The sequence below is a fragment of the Lysobacter sp. Root916 genome, from assembly GCF_001429785.1.
GTDB lineage: Bacteria > Pseudomonadota > Gammaproteobacteria > Xanthomonadales > Xanthomonadaceae > Lysobacter.
Genome location: NZ_LMJF01000001.1, coordinates 1,207,634 through 1,225,497 on the forward strand (window position 1 = coordinate 1,207,634; position 17,864 = coordinate 1,225,497).

Consider the following 17,864-nt stretch of genomic DNA (forward strand, 5'->3'; position numbering starts at 1 on the left):
CCTACATGACCCCTTCGAAGCACTCCCGCGTCGTCATCCTCGGTTCCGGCCCCGCCGGCTGGACCGCCGCCGTCTACGCCGCCCGCGCCAACCTCAAGCCGCTGGTCATCACCGGCCTGCAGCAGGGCGGTCAGCTGATGACCACGACCGAGGTCGACAACTGGCCGGGCGACGCCCACGGCCTGATGGGGCCGGACCTGATGACGCGCATGCAGGCGCATGCCGAACGCTTCGATACCGAGGTGGTGTTCGACCATATCCACAGCGCCGATCTGTCCAAGCGCCCGTTCCGCCTCACCGGCGACAGCGGCGAGTACACCGCCGACGCCCTGATCATCGCCACCGGCGCCACCGCCAAGTACCTGGGCCTGCCCTCGGAAGAGGAATACAAGGGCCGCGGCGTGTCCGCCTGCGCCACCTGCGACGGATTCTTCTACAAGGACCAGGACGTGGCGGTGATCGGCGGCGGCAACACCGCGGTCGAGGAAGCGCTGTACCTGTCCAACATCGCGCGCAAGGTCTACCTGGTCCACCGCCGCGACACCCTGCGCGCCGAGAAGATCATGCAGGACAAGCTGCATGCCAAGATCCAGGCCGGCAAGATCGAGCCGGTGTGGCACCACGTGGTCGAGGAAGTGCTGGGCAACGACGCCGGCGTGACCGGCCTGCGGGTGAAGTCGGTGCAGGACGACTCGGTGCGCGAGCTGGCGATCCACGGCTTCTTCGTCGCCATCGGCCACACCCCGAACACCACCCTGTTCGAAGGCCAGTTGGACATGAAGAACGGCTACCTGACCATCAAGACCGGCCTGGACGGCAACGCCACCCAGACCTCGGTCGAGGGCGTGTTCGCCGCCGGCGACGTCGCCGATCAGGTCTACCGTCAGGCCATCACCTCCGCCGGCTTCGGCTGCATGGCCGCCCTGGACGCCGAGAAGTTCCTCGACAAGGACGCTTGAGGGTGCGCGGCGCGCTCGCGGCGGCATCGCTGATGGTGGCGCTGGCGATCGCGCCCGCGGCGGCCGCGCGCGAGCAGGGCATGTTCTGCCTGGACCGAACCGAGCTGGCCGCCGAACGCAAGAACGCCAGCGGCCCGGCGCAGCAGTACATCTTCAGCCAGCCCGCCGGCATGGGCATTCCGTTCTCGATCAAGCGCTGATGACCGCACCCGCCTCTTCGCTGCAGATCCGCGACGACCGCGACGGCCCCTGCTCGGAGCAGGACTTCGCGCGTATCCACGACTTCATCGGACAGTCCTACTGGGCCGCCGGCATTCCCGCCGACACCCTGCGTCGCGCGCTCGATCATTCGCTGTGCTATCGCGGCTATGTCGACGGCGAACTGGTCGCGTTCGCGCGCGCGGTCACCGACCAGGCCACCTTCGCCTACCTCGCCGACGTGTTCGTCCTGCCCGCCCATCGCGGCCGCGGCCACGCCCGCGCGCTGGTGGGCGCGCTGATGGACGACGCGCGCGTGCAAGGCCTGCGACGCTGGCACCTGGTCACCCGCGACATGCAACGCCTGTACGCGGGGCTGGGTTTTCAAGCCTTGAGCCAGCCCGAGTACCACATGCAGCGTCACGATCCCGATGTCTACCGACGCGGCGACTGAGCCGGTCCGCGCGCGCCTGCTGGAGGACCTGTCGGAGCTGGCGCCCGCACAGTGGGACGCGCTCCACGACGGCCGCAATCCCTTCGTCGCGCATGCCTTCCTGTCCGGCCTGGAGCGGCACGGCTGCTTGCGCGAAGAATGGGGCTGGCGGCCCCAGCACCTCACGCTGTGGCGCGGCGACCAGCTGATCGCGGCGGCACCCGCCTATCTCAAGGACAACTCGCACGGCGAGTTCGTGTTCGACCACGCCTGGGCCCATGCCTACGCGCAACACGGGCTGGACTATTTCCCCAAGTGGCTGTGCGCGGTGCCCTACTCGCCGGTGACCGGCCCGCGCCTGCTCGCGCACGAGCCCGCCGACCGCCGCCTGCTGGTCGAGGCCATGAGCGCGCTGGCCGAACGCCTGGCGCTGTCATCGGCGCATGTGAACTTCCACGGCGAGGGTGAGGACGCACTGTTCGGCGACGACTGGCTCGCGCGCAGCGACGTCCAGTACCACTGGCGAAATCCCGCCGGCGCCGACGGTCCGGCCTGGCGCGATTTCGAAGCCTTCCTGGCCGCGTTCGACCACAAGCACCGTAAGAACATCCGCCAGGAGCGCGCCAAGGTCGCGCGCGCCGGGGTGCGCTTCCGCACCGTCGAAGGCGCCGACGCCAGCGACGCCGATCTGGCGCTGATGCACGGCTTCTATCTGCGCACCTTCGCCGATTACGGCAACCATCCAGCGCTGACCCTGGACTTCCTGCGCCACCTGGCGCGCGAGTTGCCACGCGCGCTGGTGATGTTTCTGGCCGAGCTGGACCGCCGCGCCATCGCCGGCGCGTTGTGCCTGCGCGGCGGCGATACCCTCTACGGCCGCTACTGGGGCGCCGAGACCGCCCTGCCCGGTCTGCATTTCGAGACCTGCTACTACCAGGGCATCGACTACTGCCTGCGCGAAGGCCTCAGCCGCTTCGAGCCCGGCGCCCAGGGCGAGCACAAACTCGCGCGCGGCTTCCTGCCCACCTTCGTGCGCAGCCGCCACTGGATCGCCCACGAAGGCTTCCGCGCCGCGCTCGCGCCCTGGTGCCGCGACGAACGCGCATCGATCCGCGACTACGCCCGCACCTTGGCCGAGCACAGCCCGTTCAAGCAGGCCGACTGAGACGCCTTGCCCCTCCTTGCTGTACCTCTGTGGCCTCCCTCCTTTGTCGCAGGGTGAGCACTGCGTTCAAGACCGGCCGGGCTGGGGAGCATGCGCTTTCGATCCGCCGCGCCCCGCACCAGCCCTGCAGCCGTACGCCAACTCGGCGATCATGCCCGCGATGAGTCCCCTGCCCACGCTGCTGTCGGCCGATCCCGAGTCCCCGTTCCCGCCCGCCGAGCGTGCCCTGCGCCGGCCGGAGGGTCTGCTCGCGGCGGGCGGCGACCTGACGCCGACGCGGCTGCTCAACGCCTATCGGCACGGCATCTTCCCCTGGTACGCCGAAGGCCAGCCCCTGCTGTGGTGGTGCCCCGACCCGCGCACGGTGTTCCGCAGCGACGGCGTGCGCCTGTCCTCGAAGTTCCGTCGCCAACTGCGCCGCAGCGCCTGGCGCCTGCGCGCCGACACCGCCTTCGCCGAGGTCGTCGACGCTTGCGCGCACATGCCGCGCCCCGGCCAGGACGGCACCTGGATCACCGACGAAATGCGCGCGGCCTATCTGCAGCTGCACCGGCTGGGCCATGCGCATTCGGTCGAGGTCTATGACGGCGAGCGCCTGGTCGGCGGCATCTACGGCGTGGCGATCGGACGCATGTTCTTCGGCGAGTCCATGGTCTCGCTGCAATCGGGCGGCTCCAAGGTCGCCCTGGCGGGACTGGCGCGGCGTCTGCACGCCTGGGGCTGGCCGCTGCTGGACGCCCAGGTCGAGAACGAGCACCTGCTGAGCCTGGGCGCGCAACTCTGGCCGCGCACGCGCTTCCTGGCGGCGGTGGCCGAACTCAGCGCCGCCGACGCCGCGCCAGGCCCCTGGACCGCGGCCTTCGGCGATCGCCCCGCCAGCGAGTTGGCCGACGCGGCCGGGGATTGCGGCGCCGATTAACGCTATTTTTGCGTCGATGCGCCAGGCGTGGCACAATGCCGGGCTTCGCGGGCGCGAAACGCCCGTTCTTCCTCATTCAGGAAACACATGGCAAAAGATGACGTGATCGAATTCGAGGGCACGGTGGCGGAAACCCTTCCGAACACCATGTTCCGCGTGCGCCTCGAAAACGGGCACGAGATCATCGCCCACATTTCGGGACGGATGCGCAAGAACTACATCCGCATCCTGACCGGCGACAAGGTCAAGGTCGAAATGACGCCTTACGACCTGACCAAGGGACGCATCACCTACCGCATGAAGTAAGTGCGGTTGCGAGCAGCGATCAGAAAAAAAGCGGCCTATGGCCGCTTTTTTCGTTTCGGCCCTCCCGCCGTGTTCCCGGCGCCAGCGTTATACGCTGAGGATGTGCCTAACGGCACAAACAACCCTAACGCGTAGCGCCCGCCTCGGCTTACGGCGCAAATGCCGCGCATAGGCAGTCGCGCGCGCGCATTGGGCTGTGCTACGTTCGGGATAAGGCCATTTCCGCATTGGAAATCCGATCCCTGTGCGAGTCAGGGCGCACGCACAAGGAGGGTGCTCGGAACGCGCCCATTCCGGAACGCCGCCAAGCGCGCGGCGCTCCGCTGCCAAGGAGGAACGCACATGCCTGCACGGATCCCCGAAGACGTCATGAACCGGCTGATGATCGAAAGCGTCGGCGATGTCGAGTTGAAGGACGAAAAGCTGGTCGACCAGACCGCGAATCTTCGCTCCCCGGTCGACACCGTACGTTGCACCTGCATGATCGGCGCCGACTACTTCGGTTGACGCACCCACGATCCGGGTCGCCGCGACGCGGCCCGGATCGCTACCAGGACCGCCCGCACCCACGCGCATCGGCGCGGGCAACGGCCTAGGACCACGGATGTCCGAACCCGATCCGCCTGCCATCGAGCTGGACGACTACACGCCTTTCGAGGCCGGTCTGCTGCCCTTGCTGGAATGGGCCCGGCCGCTACTCGCGCCGCCGCAACGGCGGTTGAGCGCGCTGCTGCGCCGGTTGCGGCGCGAAGCCAAGGCCCGCGAATTCGACCTGGTCGGTTTCCAGGACTCCGTCGCACGCGCGCTGGACAGGACCGCGTTGCGCTGGAGCTACCGCTGCCTGCTGCTGGAACTGCGCATCGCCCGGCACCAGCAACGCCTGCGCGGCGCGACGCCGCAGGAACGCCACGCCGATTTCCTGCGCTGGATCGGTAGCGCGGCCGGAAGGCGGCAGGTGCATGCGCGCTATCCGCTGATGCGCGCCGATGTCGAACGGCAGGTCGCCCAGAGCGAGCGCTTCCTGGCCGAGTTCCTGCAACGCCTTGCCGGCGACCGCGCACCGCTGGGCCGGCTGTTCGCCGGATGCGACCTGGGGGCCGCCACCGGATTCCGCACCGGGCTGGGCGACCCGCACGACCACGGGCGCAGCGTGGTGCGGCTGCGTTTCGAACATGGCTGCGCGTATTACAAGCCGCGCAGCTTCGCCGCGGATGTCGCTTATGCGGATTTCCTCGCCGACCTGGCCCGGCACGGCATCGCGCCTGCGCAGCGCTCGGTCGCGGTAGCGGACCTGGGCCGCTACGGCTACGCCGCCGAGGCCGTGCATGCGCCGATCGCCGATCGCCAGGACGCCGTCCAGTACTACCGGCGCTACGGCGGCCTGGTCGCGATCGCGCAATTGCTGGCGATCTCGGACCTGCACTACGAAAACCTGATCGCCAGCGGCGCCTATCCGGTCGCGATCGACCTGGAAACCCTGTTCCAGCCGCGCCTGGGTGCGCGCCACGGCGGCCGCATCCGCTACGACGTCTATGGCGCCTCGGTGCTGTTCTCCAATCTAGTGCCGCGCGCACGCGACGCCGCCGATGAGCACGATCTGAGCGGCTTGGCGTTCGCGCTGCACACCGTGACCTCGCGCGTGCCGGTGGACCCGGGCACCGATACGCTGCGTCTGGACGAGGTCGAAACGGTCACCGCGCACGGCCAGAACCTGCCGCGCTTCAACGACGGCACCCGCGCCCTGCCCCAGGACCACATCGCCGACATCGTCGCCGGCTTCGAACAGACCTACCTCGGCCTGCTCGCGATCAAGCCGGCGCTGCTGGCGCCGGACGGCCCTCTGTCCCGGTTCCGGCATGCACGCATGCGCCTGTTGCTGCGCTCGACTCATATCTACGGTCGCCTACTCTCGGCGATGTCGCACCCCAAGTTCATGGGCTCGTCGGCCGCCCGCGAGGACGTGCTGGCCCGCCTGCGCCTGGGCGAGCGGCAGTGGCCGTTCCTGGCCCAGTCGCACGGCTCCGAGCGCGAGGCCTTGCTGCGCGGCGACGTGCCGCGCTTTTCGATGACGGTCGACGGCACCGACGCGATCGACGAGCTCGGCCGCCGAATCGGCCGCACCCACGCGCGCTCGGGATGGGCGGAGGTGCGCCGTCGTTTGCGCGAGTGGTCGCCGCGCGATCTGCAGCGTCAACGCTACGTGCTCGCGCAAGCGCTGGAATGCATGCGCGCGGACGCGGTCGTGGCGCCGTCGTCGCGATCGCGCGTGCGCGAGACTTTGCCGCCGCCGCCCTCGCCAGTCGAGTTTCGCAGCGCGGCGGCGGCCATCGGCGATCGCCTGCTGGCCCTGGCCTTTCGCGATGGCCGCGGCTCGGCCTATCTGCAGGTCGAGTACGACCAGGCCGACCGCCCCGCGATACGGCCCATGGGCCTGGGGCTGTACGAAGGCCTGTGCGGGCTGGCGCTGAGCTTCGCCGAACTCGGCCGTCAGTGCCGGCAACCGCGTTACCTGCGCGCGGCCGAGGCCGCGCTGCAGTCGATCCGCCGACGCCTGCGCGACGAGCCCGAGGCGCTGGCCTCGATCGGCCTGTACACCGGCACGGCCGGCTGGATCCACACCCAGTTGCAGTTGGGCCTGAGCTGGCGCCGCCGCTCCTTGCTGCGCGACGCCGTCGCCAGCGCGGCGGGCTTGCGCGAACGCATCGCTCAAGACCGCGAACTCGACCTGATCGGCGGCGCCGCCGGCTGCCTGCTGACGCTGATGCGCCTGGACGACGCCTGCCCCGACCCGGGCCTCGCGGCGCTGGCACAGGTCTGCGCCGAACACCTCGCCGCGTCCGCAACCATCGAAGGCCGCGATGCCTATTGGCTGAGCCTGGGCGCGCCCGAGGTCCCGTTCTGCGGCTATGCCCACGGCAGCGCGGGCATAGCCGTCGCCCTGTCCGCCTACGCCCGCCGCAGCGGCCAGCGACATTTTCAAGCGCTGGCCGAGCGGGCCCTGCGCTTCGAGCGTCGCCGCAGCCGTCTCGGCGCGGATGCCTCGACGCAGGCGGATCCGGCGTCCTGGTGCCACGGCGCCGGCGGCCGCGGCATGTCGCGCCTGCTGCTGGCGCGGACGCTGCCGCAGCCCCCTGTCGAAGCCGAGCTCGACGCCTGCCTGGCCACGGTCGAACGCACCGGCCTGAGCGGCAGTCACTGCCTTTGCCACGGCCAGCTCGGTCAGCTGGATTTCATGCTGCAACTCGCGTTGCATCGCGGCGATCGCGATTTGCTGCGACGCTGCCGCAGCTATGGCGCACGGATCCTGCAGCAAGGCCGGCAGTGCTGGCGTTGCGGCGTGAATCAACCCGGCCAGGAGCCGCTGGGCCTGATGATCGGTCTATCCGGCATCGCCTACGGCCTGCTGCGCCTGGCCGACCCGAGGCGCACGCCCTCTGTGTTGAATCCGGGCTTGGCGCAATGAGCCGGCGCGGACGGCACCCGCCTGCGGGGCCCTGAAAGCGGCGCAGCGCGAGCACGGGGCCGGGGATTGCGGTACGTCCGGATGCGAGGAGATGTTGGCGACCTGGCGGCGATGCCGTCGCCGCACGCGCAGCGAAGAGAGCAAGCCGGCGGCCACACGACACCGACGGCAGGGCCGCGATGGACGGGGCCTGGAGGTACCCGACGCCAGCGCCCGCTACAGCGCGCTCGATGGCGGTTCCTGCGAGATTCGAGCGACCCCACGCATCGATTGCGACCCAATCGCGCGCTCGCGCATCCATACCCGCATGCCGCAATCCAACCGACGTGTGGCGACGAGCGATCGTCCGTTAGGAAGATCGTCGCGATAGCTCGCGCCCTGCGCACAAGTCGCGCCGATGCGGCGCAGGGCCGAGGGATTCGTCGGCGTCTGCGGCGATTCGCGCCGGTCGCGGCCCGAATCGTCGCAAACGCCTTGCGCCGCAAAGGACGGCACGCAGCATAGGCACCGTCATACGCGTTTCGTTCGGAATCGGACATAGGCCGATGTTCACGGTGCCGGAGGTCAGGGCGACTTCCTCCAGATTCGGCACGAACCGCGCATCACTACTTTAATCACGCCCCGTTCCCAAACCAGGAGAGATGCCATGCGCCACACCCACCGAATCACCCTGTTGCTCGCGCTCGGCCTGTGCGCCGCCAGCGCGCAAGCCGTCGCCGGCGAAGCCATCCAGGAATGCGTGGAGCTCAGCGGCTCGCAGCAGGTATCGCGCTTCGGCACCCAGTACGTGCTGGTCGCCGACGGCGACGCCTTTTACCGCCTCAGCGTCTCCAGCTCCTGCGACGGCCTGCAAATGGCGACCCGCTTCGACCTCTCCGCCGACGGCCAGAGCGGCCGCATCTGCCCCAGCGGCACCCGCGTCAAGCTCAACAAGGACGACTGCAAGGTCAGCGCGGTCGAGCGCATCGACGAGACCGCGTACGCGCGCTACAACAAGCGCCGCTGAGCGCTGCAGAACGAGTCGCGAGCCGTGTTGCGCGGCAGGGTGCGGTGAGCGAACGCGTCGGCAGGCACCCGCCTTCGCCCCCTCCTTTGAAAAAGGAGGGTTGGGGAGGATTTGCTCCTCCTCGCTACGCGACAATCCGCCCGCGAGAGGACCGGCTCGCGGCGAAGGGCGCTGGAGTAGCACCGCGATCGGCCGTCATAGCGTAACGAGAGACCCAAACCAAAACAGGCGGCCATCCGGCCGCCTGTTTCGTATCGCCTGACACCGCGCGAACAGCGCGGCGCCGTCGGATCACACCGTGACCGGCAACAGCTTCTCCGGTTCGGCCTGGGCTTCGACCACCAGCTCGTCGTCCTTGACGTCGATGCTGACGCGGCCGCCGCCGATCAACTTGCCGAACAGCAACTCGTCCGCGAGCGGGCGCTTGATCTTGTCCTGGATCACGCGCGCCATCGGGCGCGCGCCCATCAGCGGATCGAAGCCGTGCTGGGCCAGCCAGTCGCGCGCGGTCGGGGTAGCGCTGAGGGTGACGTTCTTCTCGTGCAACTGCGCTTCCAGCTCGATCAGGAACTTGTCTACCACGCGCAGGATGTGATCGAAGCCCAGCGCCTGGAACTGCACCACCGCATCGAGGCGGTTGCGGAATTCCGGGGTGAAGCTGCGACGGATCACTTCCATGGCGTCGGTCGAATGGTCCTGCTGGGTGAAGCCGATCGTGCGCCGCGCCGCCTGCGCCGCGCCGGCGTTGGTGGTCATCACCAGGATCACGTTCTTGAAGTTGGCCTCGCGACCGTTGGTGTCGGTCAGGGTGCCGCGGTCCATGACCTGCAACAGGATGTTGAAGATGTCCGGATGCGCCTTCTCGACCTCGTCCAGCAGCAGCACGCAGTGCGGGGTCTTGACGATCTTCTCGGTCAGCAGGCCGCCCTGGTCGAAGCCGACGTAGCCCGGAGGCGCGCCGATCAGGCGGCTGACCGAATGCGGCTCCATGTACTCGGACATGTCGAAGCGCACCAGCTCGATGCCCAACTGCAGTGCGAGCTGCTTGGTGACCTCGGTCTTGCCCACGCCGGTCGGGCCGGCGAACAGGAAGTTGCCGATCGGCTTGTCCGGATTGCCCAGCCCCGAACGCGCGAGCTTGATCGCCGCGGTCAGGGTGTCGATGGCCGGATCCTGGCCGAAGATCACCATCTTGAGATTGCGCTCGAGATTGCGCAGCACGTCCTTGTCGCTGGCCGAGACCTGCTTGGTCGGGATGCGCGCCATCTTGGCCACGATGGTCTCGATCTCTTCGATGTCGATCAGGCTCTTGCGCACGTTCTCGGGCAGCAGGCGCTGGCGCGCGCCGGCCTCGTCGATCACGTCGATGGCCTTGTCCGGCAGCAGGCGGTCGCCGATGTGCTTGACCGACAGATCCACCGCCGCCTGCAGCGCCTCGTCGGCGTAGGTTACGCCGTGGTGCGCCTCGTACTTGGGCTTGAGGCCCTGCAGGATTTCGAAGGTCTCGCCCACGGTCGGCTCGACGATGTCGATCTTCTGGAAGCGCCGCGCCAACGCGCGGTCCTTCTCGAAGATGCCGCGGTATTCCTGGAACGTGGTGGAACCGATGCAGCGCAGCTCGCCCGAGGACAGCGCCGGCTTGATCAGGTTGCTGGCGTCCATGGTGCCGCCACTGGCGGAACCGGCACCGATGATGGTGTGGATCTCGTCGATGAACAGCACCGCGTCGGGCAGCTTCTTGAGCTGCGCCAGCACCGCCTTGAGGCGCTTTTCGAAGTCGCCGCGGTACTTGGTGCCGGCCACCAGCGCGCCCAGGTCCAGGGCGTAGATGGTCGCGTTCTCCAGCACCATCGGCACGTCGCCGTCGACGATGCGCTTGGCCAGGCCTTCGGCGATCGCGGTCTTGCCCACGCCGGCCTCGCCGACGTACAGCGGGTTGTTCTTGCGCCGGCGGCACAGCACCTGGATGGTGCGCTCGACCTCGTCGGCGCGCCCGACCAGGGGGTCGATGCGGCCGTCGCGAGCGAGCTGGTTGAGGTTGACCGCGAACTCGGCCAGGGCGTCGGACTTGCCCTCGCCCTCGCCGCCCTCGGCCGGCTTGGCTTCGCCGTCCTCGTGCTGGCCGCCCGCGTCCTCGGCGCCGTGCTTGGCGATGCCGTGCGACAGGTAATTGACCACGTCCAGGCGGGCCACGTCCTGCTGGTTGAGGAAGTAGACCGCGTGCGAGTCCTTCTCGCCGAAGATCGCCACCAGCACGTTGGCGCCGGTGACCTCCTTCTTGCCCGAGGACTGGACGTGGTAGACCGCGCGCTGCAGCACGCGCTGGAAGCCCAGGGTGGGCTGGGTATCGCGATCGACGTCCTCGGGCAGCACCGAGACTGAGGTCGCGATGGCCTGTTCGAGGTCGCTGCGCAGTCGCGCGAAGTCGGCGCCGCAGGCCTTGAGCACGCCCTCGGCGGAGGGATTGTCCAAAAGCGCCAGCAGCAGGTGTTCGACCGTCATGTACTCGTGGCGCGCCTCGCGGGCGCGCTTGTAGCACTGGCCGATGCTGTATTCGAGATCCTTGCTGAACATGGGAGGGGGCCTCCAGTACGTATGCACCCTTGATTGGGGCCGGCCGGCGGTTTTTCCATCCCCGTCGTCGCGGAGCTACAGCAGAGTTCTAAGCCTTTTCCATCGTGCACAGCAAGGGGTGCTGGTGCAGCCTTGAAAATTCGTTCACTTGCGCCACCTTGGACTCGGCGACTTCGCGCGTGAAGACGCCGCAGACGCCGCGGCCGCGGGTGTGCACATGGAGCATGATCTGGGTCGCTTTCTCGGCATTCATGGGGAAAAAGCGCATCAGCACCTCCACCACGAAGTCCATCGGGGTGTAGTCGTCGTTCAGCAACAGCACGGAGTACAGCGGCGGCCGGGCGACTTCCGGCTTCCCGGTCTCCACCATGACGCCGTGGCTGTGTTCGTGATCGGTTTGTTTGGGCATACGCAAATTATACGGCCGGCAGGCCGCGAGCCGTGGACGCCCGAGAGCGCGGCAAGCAAAATGGCGGCTTCCGCCCCATCCCAACCTCCCAAGTGAAAGGAATCCCGATGCGCCTTACCGCCCTGGCCCTACCCGCCGCGCTGGCCGCCGCCCTGCTGCTGCCCGCCGCCGCCCAGGCCGCCAGCAACAAGGCCCAGGCCGACGAGGCCAAGCACTCGACCGCCGCCGACCCGCGCATCGCCAAGCAGTTGGACGGCTTGGGGTACAAGTACGAAGTGGACGAGGACGGCGACTACAAGTTGACCTTCGAGATGGACGACGACCGCAGCCAGCTGGGTTTCGTGATTTCGCGCACCGAGAGCTACGGCAAGCACAAGGTCCGCGAAGTCTGGGCCCCGGCCTACCGCGCCGAGGGCGACGCCTTCCCGGCCGAGCTAGCCAACAAGCTGCTCGAGGACAGCCAGTCCAGCAAGATGGGCGGCTGGGTCAAGCAGGGCAACATGGCCGTGTTCGTGGTCAAGCTGCGCGCCGACGCGCCGGCCGAGGAGCTCGACGACGCTCTGGACTACGCCCTGCGCGCGGCCGATCTGATGGAATCCGAGCTGACCCCGGGCAAGGACGAGTTCTGATGAGCTACCGCGAGGGCCGCTTCTGGCAGCCGGACGTCACCGTGGCCACGGTGGTGGTCGACGGCGGGCGGCTGCTCGTGGTCGAGGAGACGGTCGGCGGACGCCTGGTGATCAACCAGCCCGCCGGCCATCTCGAGCCCGACGAGAGCCTGGTCGACGCCGCCCTGCGCGAAACCCGCGAGGAAACCGGCTGGGACGTGCGCCTGACTGGCTTCGTCGGTGCCTACCAGTGGAAAGCACCGTTGCAGCCCGACGGCAGTGGCGGCCGCCACTACCTGCGCTTCGCCTTCGCCGCGGTGCCGGTGGTGCACGACCCGAACCGGCGCCTGGACGAAGGCATCGTGCGCGCCCTGTGGCTGACCCCGGACGAGCTGCAGGCCGAATCCGCGCGCCACCGCAGCCCCCTGGTCTGGCGCACCGCCAGCGATTTCCTGGCCGGGCGCCGCCACCCGCTGGACCTGATGCAGCACCTGGATTGAACGCAGTGGCTTCGCTACGCACCGTGGTGGGCATGTCCGGCGGCGTCGATTCGTCGGTCGCCGCGCTGCGCCTGCGCGACGCCGGCGAGCCGATCGCGGGCTTGTTCATGCAGAACTGGGCCGATGACGATGCGCAGGACAGCGCGAGTGCCGCTGAAGGCAGGAAGCCGAAAGCGGCCGGCAAGAGCGACTGCCGGGCGGAGGACGACCGCCGCGACGCGGTCGCGGTCTGCGGCCGGCTCGGCCTGCCCATCCACTTCCGCGATTTCTCCAGCCAGTACTGGGACGGCGTGTTCGCCCACTTCCTGGCCGAATACGCGGCCGGCCGCACGCCCAACCCGGACGTGCTGTGCAACCGCGAAATCAAGTTCAAGCACTTCCTGGACGCCGCCCATGAGCTGGGCGCCGAATTCATCGCCACCGGTCACTACGCGCGGGTCGAGCGCGTCGGCGGCCGCCAGCGCCTGCTGCGCGCCGCCGACCGCGGCAAGGACCAGAGCTATTTCCTGCACCAGCTCGGCCAGGCCCAGCTGGCCTCCACCCTGTTCCCGCTGGGCGATCTGATCAAGCGCGACGTGCGCCAGATGGCCCAGGACGCCGGCCTGCCGACCGCGGCCAAGAAGGACTCGACCGGCATCTGCTTCATCGGCGAGCGCGACTTCCGCGAGTTCCTGTCGCGCTACCTGCCCGCGCGCGAAGGCGAGATCCGCGCCGTCGACGGCGAGCGCGCCGACGGCCGGGCGATCGGCCGCCACGCGGGCGTGTTCTATTTCACCCTCGGCCAGCGCGAAGGCCTCAATATCGGCGGCGTGCGCGGCTACGAGGCGGCGCCCTGGTACGTGGTCGGCAAGGACGTCGCCCGCAACGTGCTGTACGTGGACCAGGGCAGCGACAGCCCCTGGCTGCGTTCGCAGGCGCTGTGGTCGGAAACCGCGCACTGGATCGACGGCGCGCCGCCCGCGCGGCGCTTCGCCTGCAGCGCACAAACCCGCTACCGCCAGCCCGACGAGGCCTGCGAGGTCGAAGTGCTGGACGACGGCCGCCTGCAGGTGCGCTTCGCCCGCCCGCAACGCGCGGTCACCCCCGGTCAATCGCTGGTGCTGTACGACGGAGAGGTCTGTCTGGGTGGCGCCGTGATCGCCGCCACCGACGCGCCGCTGGAACAACATTTGAAGGTCAATGCCGCATGAGCTCCACCGCCTCCCCCGCTTCCTCGGCGATTTCCGAGCGCGTGCTCGCCCTGGCCGGCCTGGTCCAGGCCCTGGCCCAGGTTCGCCGCATCGCCGACACCGGCCAGGCCAACGCCGCGGTGCTGGGCACGGCGCTGGACTCGGTGTTCCGCATCGACGCCGCCTCGCCCGCCCAGGTCTATGGCGGCACCGAGGCCCTGCGCCCCGGCCTGGTGCTGCTGCGCGACTACTTCGTCAACGACACCAAGGACGAGCAACTGCCGCGCCTAGCGATGGCGGTGATGCAGCTGGAGCGCCGTTTCGTGCGCGACTCGGCCATGGCCGAACGGGTGCAGGCCGGCATCCGCGCCCAGTCCGGCGCCGCCGAACGCCTGGGCAGCGCGCATCCGGATGTACTGGCCGCGCTGGGCGGGCTGTACGCCGAAACCCTGAGCCACCTGCGCCCGCGCGTGCTGGTGCAGGGCAACCCGCATTACCTGGGTCAGGCCAACGTGGTCGCGGAAGTGCGCGCGGTGCTGCTGGCGGCAGTGCGCTCGGCGGTGTTGTGGCGTCAGCTGGGCGGCAGCTTGTGGGACTTCCTGCTGCGCCGGCGCGACATGATCGCGGCGCTCCACGCCTATCTCGACTAGCTCGAAGCCGCCCGGCGGTGAGCCGCAGGCAGCCCCCGTAGGATGCGCTAAGCCCTAGGCGCACCGCATCGGCGCCATCGAAACGGCCGCGACGCCGAGGGCAATGCGTAAAGATGGCGATAGCGCGCCAGGGCGCGCCCAATCGATAGGTCCGTAGGATGCGGTAAGCCCTAGGCGCACCGCATCGGCGCCATCGAACGGCCGCGACGCCGAGGGCGACGCGTAACGATGGCCAAAGTGCGCCAGGGCGCCCCTATCGACAGAGCAACTTAGAGCGTGCTGCCGCCGTGGGCCCAGGCCCAGGCTACCGCCGCGATCAGGACCAGGCCCAAGGTCCAGCGCAGAGCACGGTCCAGCCGGTCGGCTCGAAGCGATTTAACGGATTTCATTGCATTCCCCCTGCGCGTGCAATCACACACCAGCACGCGTTTTGCATCTGCGAATGCCGTCACGTCGCCGTGCAGCGCAGCGCCGCGGAATGCGACCTGCTTCGCGTCTTCGCATCGCGGTCCTGCGACGATGCGTCCTGCCTATGAAGAATACGCCGCGCACTTGAAACGCCGGCCAAATCCGGCGGGCTCCAGGCTCGCGAAGATGGCGATGCATTCATCGCGATGCAAAGGCAACGCCAGCCGGCCGCCGGAGTAGCCCCACGTAGGATGTGGTGAGCGCAGCGAACCGCATCACCACGCACACCCAACTGCGGCCCGTCCCCGGCTCGCCCCGGACACGAAAACCGCCATGCGAGCGCAGGCATGGGCCAGTCCGGCACGGGAACGGGTTGCGATGCAGCTTCGCTGCCGCTCGCCCAATCCTGCGAGTCACGGTACGTCCAGCGCCTCCAACACCCCGCCAAGGTCGGAGATCGTGTCGGCCGCCTCATCGCCCGGCCTTGTCCCCTCGCGCCGCAGCAGCAGGCTACGCATGCCGAACCGGCGCGGGCCGTGCAGATCGGCTTCGGGCGTATCGCCCACCATCAGCACCTGCGCGGGCTCACAGCCCAGCTCGCGGCAGACGTGGGCATAAATGGCCGGTTCGGGCTTGATCGCGCCGACCTCGAAGCTCCAGGCGTAGGCGTCCAAGGGCGGCAGCAGAGCCAGCACCGGCGCCGCATAGGGCGCGGCCAGGTTGGAGCACAGGCCGAGCTTGAGGCCCCGCCTGGCCAGGGCCTGCAGCACGCCCAGGGTGTCGGGGAACAGGCGCACCGATGCCAGTTCGGCTTGCAGCTCGCCCTCCAGCGCGGCCAGCTCCGACGCGGAAAGATCGGCCCCGAGCAGCGCCGCGGCGTCAGCCAGGTCGAGCCGCCGGCTCATGATCGTAGCGGCGTCGCCGGCCTGTCGCGCCCGCCCGGCCGCCTCCATGCGCGCCAGCAACGCCCGGAACGGCGCGCGCCGTTCGCCGATGCGCACCAAGGTGCCGTACACGTCGAACACCACCGCCCGTATCGTCATCGCAAATCCGCCTGAAACCGGAATGCCAGCCTAGCGCGCCACGCGCGCATCGCCGAGCGTAATGGCCACGACGGGGCCCGATCACGACGCGATCCATCTACGGACAACCCAGGCCTAGCATCGCCAAGGTCATTCATGTCCTCTGCAACTCACTAAGCGAACAGCGCGAAGGGCACAGGCCACCAATAGCCTGCGCCTCCCAATGGAACAGGTGTCCAGAAGAGGAGAACTACCGCCGCCCTGATCGATATCTTGAGCCATTGTTTGGACATGCGCCTAGTCAAGAGCCAAGTGATAGCAAAGACGATGGCAAAGACCACGGCGAGAACCGCATAGAGGAATATCGCCAACTCCGTGGGGTCTGAAGCATGCGCGAGGGTTGGACTTACGAGCATCGAAAAGAAAACAAACGAGCGATTTGGAAGCGAGTTAAGGCCTTTCGAGCATCTTCGATGGCTGGCAACAGGCCTAACGCCCGAATTGAGCCGAGCCGCGATGCGGCGCCGGGTGAACCAATGGCTATGCATCCAGCTCGCCGGATACATGTGCAACCAGCTCGCCGGTGTTCTTGACAAACTCCGCCTCCAAGTCGATGCCGCACTTATTTGCAAGCACAATAATGGACCATAAACAGTCCGACAATTCATGGCCGAGCTTTGCTTTGCAGTCGTCGATATGTCTGATGCCCGCGTTCGCCTGAATCAGCTTTGCCAGATCGCCCACATCGCCCACGAAGCCGAGCGCAAGCTCTTCTGTGCTCCAGACACGCCCATACCTTTTGATCTCGAGCTTTTCGTAAAGCTCGTTTAGCTCAAGCGCTAGTTTCTCGATGTCATTGAGCTTCATGATTGCATAGCACCTGTTAAGCCGAGCCGCGAAGCGCTCTGTTTGGATGAAATGGGTTCCGACCGGGACAGACAGGCCCTCATTTGCGCAGCAACTCCGGTGATTCCGCAGGATCGAAGCGGGCCTTTCCGTCTTTGTCCATAGAGAACGTGTTGGTAAGTTCCTTTTCAAGCGGCAGCACTGCTTCGGGTGTGACCGGAACGATCTGACGAACAGCACGCCTAATCTTGCGGTGCGATGCTGCTTTGTCGGATTTTTCGGACGTCGCTGATGTAACCCCACTGACAGGCGTCTTGCGCTTTGATCTCGCCATGAACCCACCCCTGCCTACTAACACGCGAGCGAAGACGACCCACACGGCGGGGTCGGATTGCACGAATTGCCAAAGGCTTTCACTGGATGCCGCAGCCGCTGACTTGCCGGCTATCGGCGCGCACATAACTTGCCGTGTTGCCGGTCTTGTCGCTATGCAGCAGCAATTGGTCGTACGCAGGCGAAGCAGATAACGCTATAGGGATCGCGTAACCGTTCGCATTAGCGAGGAGAGACACAGATCGACCAGAATGCCTATGCAAAAACTCAATGCTGCCTTTGGCCCGGATGACCATACCGGTCCCGTCTCCGTTGAACTGCAATGAGTCCTTGGGGCTATTGTCGGGATCTTCGCAAAGAACCCAGGTCCCAACGAGCCAACCGACTTTAGGACTCTGATCCGGCTGAGCAGCAACCTCCATGGAAGCCAGCAAAAGAAGCAAATAAAACATCAAGTTACGAAACACCATAGCCACCTCAACTCCGAACCAAGCCCAGCCGCGAAGCAATTTTGGCCTGAACAAACAGCTATCTCTCATATGAATCCTGCTTCACGCAATGCGCTAGCGATTGCGATTGGCTCCGCCGTCGCACCAACAGGAAAAATGTCCAACTCCGGCTCCCAACCTGCCGGAGCCCGCGCTGTTGAATGCTCATAGCTGAGACAGGATTGACACCACTCCCAAAGGCCCCGGCCGCCGTCATGCCACCTAAGAAGCCTGCGCTCGCCACACACAGGACAAGGATGGGCGACGCGTATCCGCGCGGGGGCTTCGGAAAAGGCTTGGCGCCATGCGCCCAGCAGGGCCGAAGGCACACCTTCCCAAACGCTGGGGGTATCGGACATAAGCGCAAAAGCCTGAATTAAGCAGCGCCGCCAAGCGGCGTCGACTTGA

General features: G+C 67.6%; 19 protein-coding genes. 13 read left to right on the forward strand and 6 right to left on the reverse strand.

All coding sequences use genetic code 11. The annotated features are described in order from the left end of the window. Positions 1-5 precede the first annotated feature (5 nt). The 9 genes from trxB to ASE35_RS05610 all read left to right on the forward strand — a co-directional run bounded on the left by trxB (position 6) and on the right by ASE35_RS05610 (position 8,449). Complete coding sequence (trxB, locus tag ASE35_RS05575) at positions 6-959, forward strand: thioredoxin-disulfide reductase (RefSeq protein ID WP_056174823.1); 954 nt, start codon at positions 6-8, stop codon at positions 957-959. 2 nt (positions 960-961) lie between these two features. Continuing rightward, a complete protein-coding gene (locus ASE35_RS05580) occupies positions 962-1,159 on the forward strand; it encodes a hypothetical protein (protein WP_057163180.1) in 198 nt (65 codons plus the stop codon). Next, positions 1,156-1,611, forward strand: a complete 456-nt coding sequence (locus ASE35_RS05585; protein ID WP_200957001.1) for a GNAT family N-acetyltransferase — start codon at positions 1,156-1,158, stop codon at positions 1,609-1,611. Before ASE35_RS05580 ends, ASE35_RS05585 begins: the two co-directional genes overlap by 4 nt. Next, complete coding sequence (locus tag ASE35_RS05590; RefSeq protein ID WP_057163182.1) at positions 1,589-2,755, forward strand: GNAT family N-acetyltransferase; 1,167 nt, start codon at positions 1,589-1,591, stop codon at positions 2,753-2,755. Before ASE35_RS05585 ends, ASE35_RS05590 begins: the two co-directional genes overlap by 23 nt. 160 nt (positions 2,756-2,915) lie before the next feature. Next, entirely contained in the window at positions 2,916-3,674 is a 759-nt protein-coding gene (gene aat, locus ASE35_RS05595; protein ID WP_057159375.1) for a leucyl/phenylalanyl-tRNA--protein transferase, read from the forward strand. A gap of 87 nt (positions 3,675-3,761) precedes the next feature. Continuing rightward, the gene (infA, locus tag ASE35_RS05600) at positions 3,762-3,980 is read left to right on the forward strand and encodes a translation initiation factor IF-1 (RefSeq protein ID WP_031372296.1); all 219 of its coding nucleotides are present in this window, start codon (positions 3,762-3,764) and stop codon (positions 3,978-3,980) included. Positions 3,981-4,322: 342 nt separating this feature from the next. Continuing rightward, a complete protein-coding gene (locus ASE35_RS21005) occupies positions 4,323-4,487 on the forward strand; it encodes a hypothetical protein (RefSeq protein ID WP_157489276.1) in 165 nt (54 codons plus the stop codon). A gap of 97 nt (positions 4,488-4,584) precedes the next feature. Further along, entirely contained in the window at positions 4,585-7,443 is a 2,859-nt protein-coding gene (gene lanM / locus ASE35_RS05605; RefSeq protein WP_057163183.1) for a type 2 lanthipeptide synthetase LanM, read from the forward strand. A gap of 646 nt (positions 7,444-8,089) precedes the next feature. Further along, positions 8,090-8,449: a hypothetical protein gene (locus ASE35_RS05610; RefSeq protein ID WP_057163184.1), complete on the forward strand. Its 360-nt coding sequence runs from the start codon at positions 8,090-8,092 to the stop codon at positions 8,447-8,449. Between the two features lie 291 nt (positions 8,450-8,740). Here the strand turns inward: ASE35_RS05610 and clpA are convergent, their stop codons facing one another. Next, the gene (gene clpA, locus ASE35_RS05615) at positions 8,741-11,023 is read right to left on the reverse strand and encodes an ATP-dependent Clp protease ATP-binding subunit ClpA (protein ID WP_056174836.1); all 2,283 of its coding nucleotides are present in this window, start codon (positions 11,021-11,023) and stop codon (positions 8,741-8,743) included. 88 nt (positions 11,024-11,111) lie between these two features. After that, complete coding sequence (gene clpS, locus ASE35_RS05620; RefSeq protein ID WP_056174837.1) at positions 11,112-11,432, reverse strand: ATP-dependent Clp protease adapter ClpS; 321 nt, start codon at positions 11,430-11,432, stop codon at positions 11,112-11,114. Between the two features lie 107 nt (positions 11,433-11,539). Here clpS and ASE35_RS05625 point away from each other — a divergent pair, with 107 nt between their 5' ends. Genes ASE35_RS05625 through hflD form a run of 4 tightly spaced genes read left to right on the forward strand, consistent with a single transcriptional unit; the run spans position 11,540 to position 14,359 of the window. After that, a complete protein-coding gene (locus ASE35_RS05625; protein WP_056174839.1) occupies positions 11,540-12,061 on the forward strand; it encodes a YbjN domain-containing protein in 522 nt (173 codons plus the stop codon). Then, a complete protein-coding gene (locus ASE35_RS05630) occupies positions 12,061-12,540 on the forward strand; it encodes an NUDIX hydrolase (RefSeq protein ID WP_057159377.1) in 480 nt (159 codons plus the stop codon). Before ASE35_RS05625 ends, ASE35_RS05630 begins: the two co-directional genes overlap by 1 nt. 5 nt (positions 12,541-12,545) lie before the next feature. After that, positions 12,546-13,730: a tRNA 2-thiouridine(34) synthase MnmA gene (gene mnmA, locus ASE35_RS05635; RefSeq protein ID WP_057163185.1), complete on the forward strand. Its 1,185-nt coding sequence runs from the start codon at positions 12,546-12,548 to the stop codon at positions 13,728-13,730. Beyond that, positions 13,727-14,359 carry a high frequency lysogenization protein HflD gene (hflD, locus tag ASE35_RS05640; protein WP_056174846.1) on the forward strand — a complete coding sequence of 211 codons (633 nt, stop codon included), beginning with the start codon at positions 13,727-13,729 and terminating at the stop codon, positions 14,357-14,359. The genes mnmA and hflD overlap by 4 nt, the downstream gene beginning before the upstream one ends. Positions 14,360-15,180: 821 nt before the next feature. Here the strand turns inward: hflD and ASE35_RS05645 are convergent. From ASE35_RS05645 to ASE35_RS21015, 4 genes are all read right to left on the reverse strand, one after another. Further along, complete coding sequence (locus ASE35_RS05645) at positions 15,181-15,810, reverse strand: HAD family hydrolase (protein ID WP_057163186.1); 630 nt, start codon at positions 15,808-15,810, stop codon at positions 15,181-15,183. A 519-nt stretch (positions 15,811-16,329) separates the two neighbouring features. Further along, positions 16,330-16,656, reverse strand: a complete 327-nt coding sequence (locus tag ASE35_RS05655) for a nucleotide pyrophosphohydrolase (protein WP_057163187.1) — start codon at positions 16,654-16,656, stop codon at positions 16,330-16,332. Between the two features lie 79 nt (positions 16,657-16,735). Continuing rightward, a complete protein-coding gene (locus ASE35_RS21010; protein ID WP_157489277.1) occupies positions 16,736-16,969 on the reverse strand; it encodes a hypothetical protein in 234 nt (77 codons plus the stop codon). Positions 16,970-17,048: 79 nt separating this feature from the next. Beyond that, positions 17,049-17,444 (reverse strand): hypothetical protein, encoded by a 396-nt coding sequence (locus ASE35_RS21015; protein WP_162259023.1) that lies wholly within the window; start codon positions 17,442-17,444, stop codon positions 17,049-17,051. Positions 17,445-17,864 lie beyond the last annotated feature (420 nt).

Bases quoted from the DNA above. Each gene is read 5' to 3' on its own strand.
- trxB (WP_056174823.1), top strand. From the start codon at position 6: ATGACCCCTTCGAAGCACTCCCGCGTCGTCATCCTCGGTTCCGGCCCC.
- ASE35_RS05590 (WP_057163182.1), top strand. From the start codon at position 1,589: ATGTCTACCGACGCGGCGACTGAGCCGGTCCGCGCGCGCCTGCTGGAG.
- aat (WP_057159375.1), top strand. From the start codon at position 2,916: ATGAGTCCCCTGCCCACGCTGCTGTCGGCCGATCCCGAGTCCCCGTTC.
- infA (WP_031372296.1), top strand. From the start codon at position 3,762: ATGGCAAAAGATGACGTGATCGAATTCGAGGGCACGGTGGCGGAAACC.
- ASE35_RS21005 (WP_157489276.1), top strand. From the start codon at position 4,323: ATGCCTGCACGGATCCCCGAAGACGTCATGAACCGGCTGATGATCGAA.
- lanM (WP_057163183.1), top strand. From the start codon at position 4,585: ATGTCCGAACCCGATCCGCCTGCCATCGAGCTGGACGACTACACGCCT.
- ASE35_RS05610 (WP_057163184.1), top strand. From the start codon at position 8,090: ATGCGCCACACCCACCGAATCACCCTGTTGCTCGCGCTCGGCCTGTGC.
- clpA (WP_056174836.1), bottom strand. From the start codon at position 11,023: ATGTTCAGCAAGGATCTCGAATACAGCATCGGCCAGTGCTACAAGCGC.
- clpS (WP_056174837.1), bottom strand. From the start codon at position 11,432: ATGCCCAAACAAACCGATCACGAACACAGCCACGGCGTCATGGTGGAG.
- ASE35_RS05625 (WP_056174839.1), top strand. From the start codon at position 11,540: ATGCGCCTTACCGCCCTGGCCCTACCCGCCGCGCTGGCCGCCGCCCTG.
- ASE35_RS05630 (WP_057159377.1), top strand. From the start codon at position 12,061: ATGAGCTACCGCGAGGGCCGCTTCTGGCAGCCGGACGTCACCGTGGCC.
- hflD (WP_056174846.1), top strand. From the start codon at position 13,727: ATGAGCTCCACCGCCTCCCCCGCTTCCTCGGCGATTTCCGAGCGCGTG.
- ASE35_RS05645 (WP_057163186.1), bottom strand. From the start codon at position 15,810: ATGACGATACGGGCGGTGGTGTTCGACGTGTACGGCACCTTGGTGCGC.
- ASE35_RS05655 (WP_057163187.1), bottom strand. From the start codon at position 16,656: ATGAAGCTCAATGACATCGAGAAACTAGCGCTTGAGCTAAACGAGCTT.
- ASE35_RS21010 (WP_157489277.1), bottom strand. From the start codon at position 16,969: ATGGCGAGATCAAAGCGCAAGACGCCTGTCAGTGGGGTTACATCAGCG.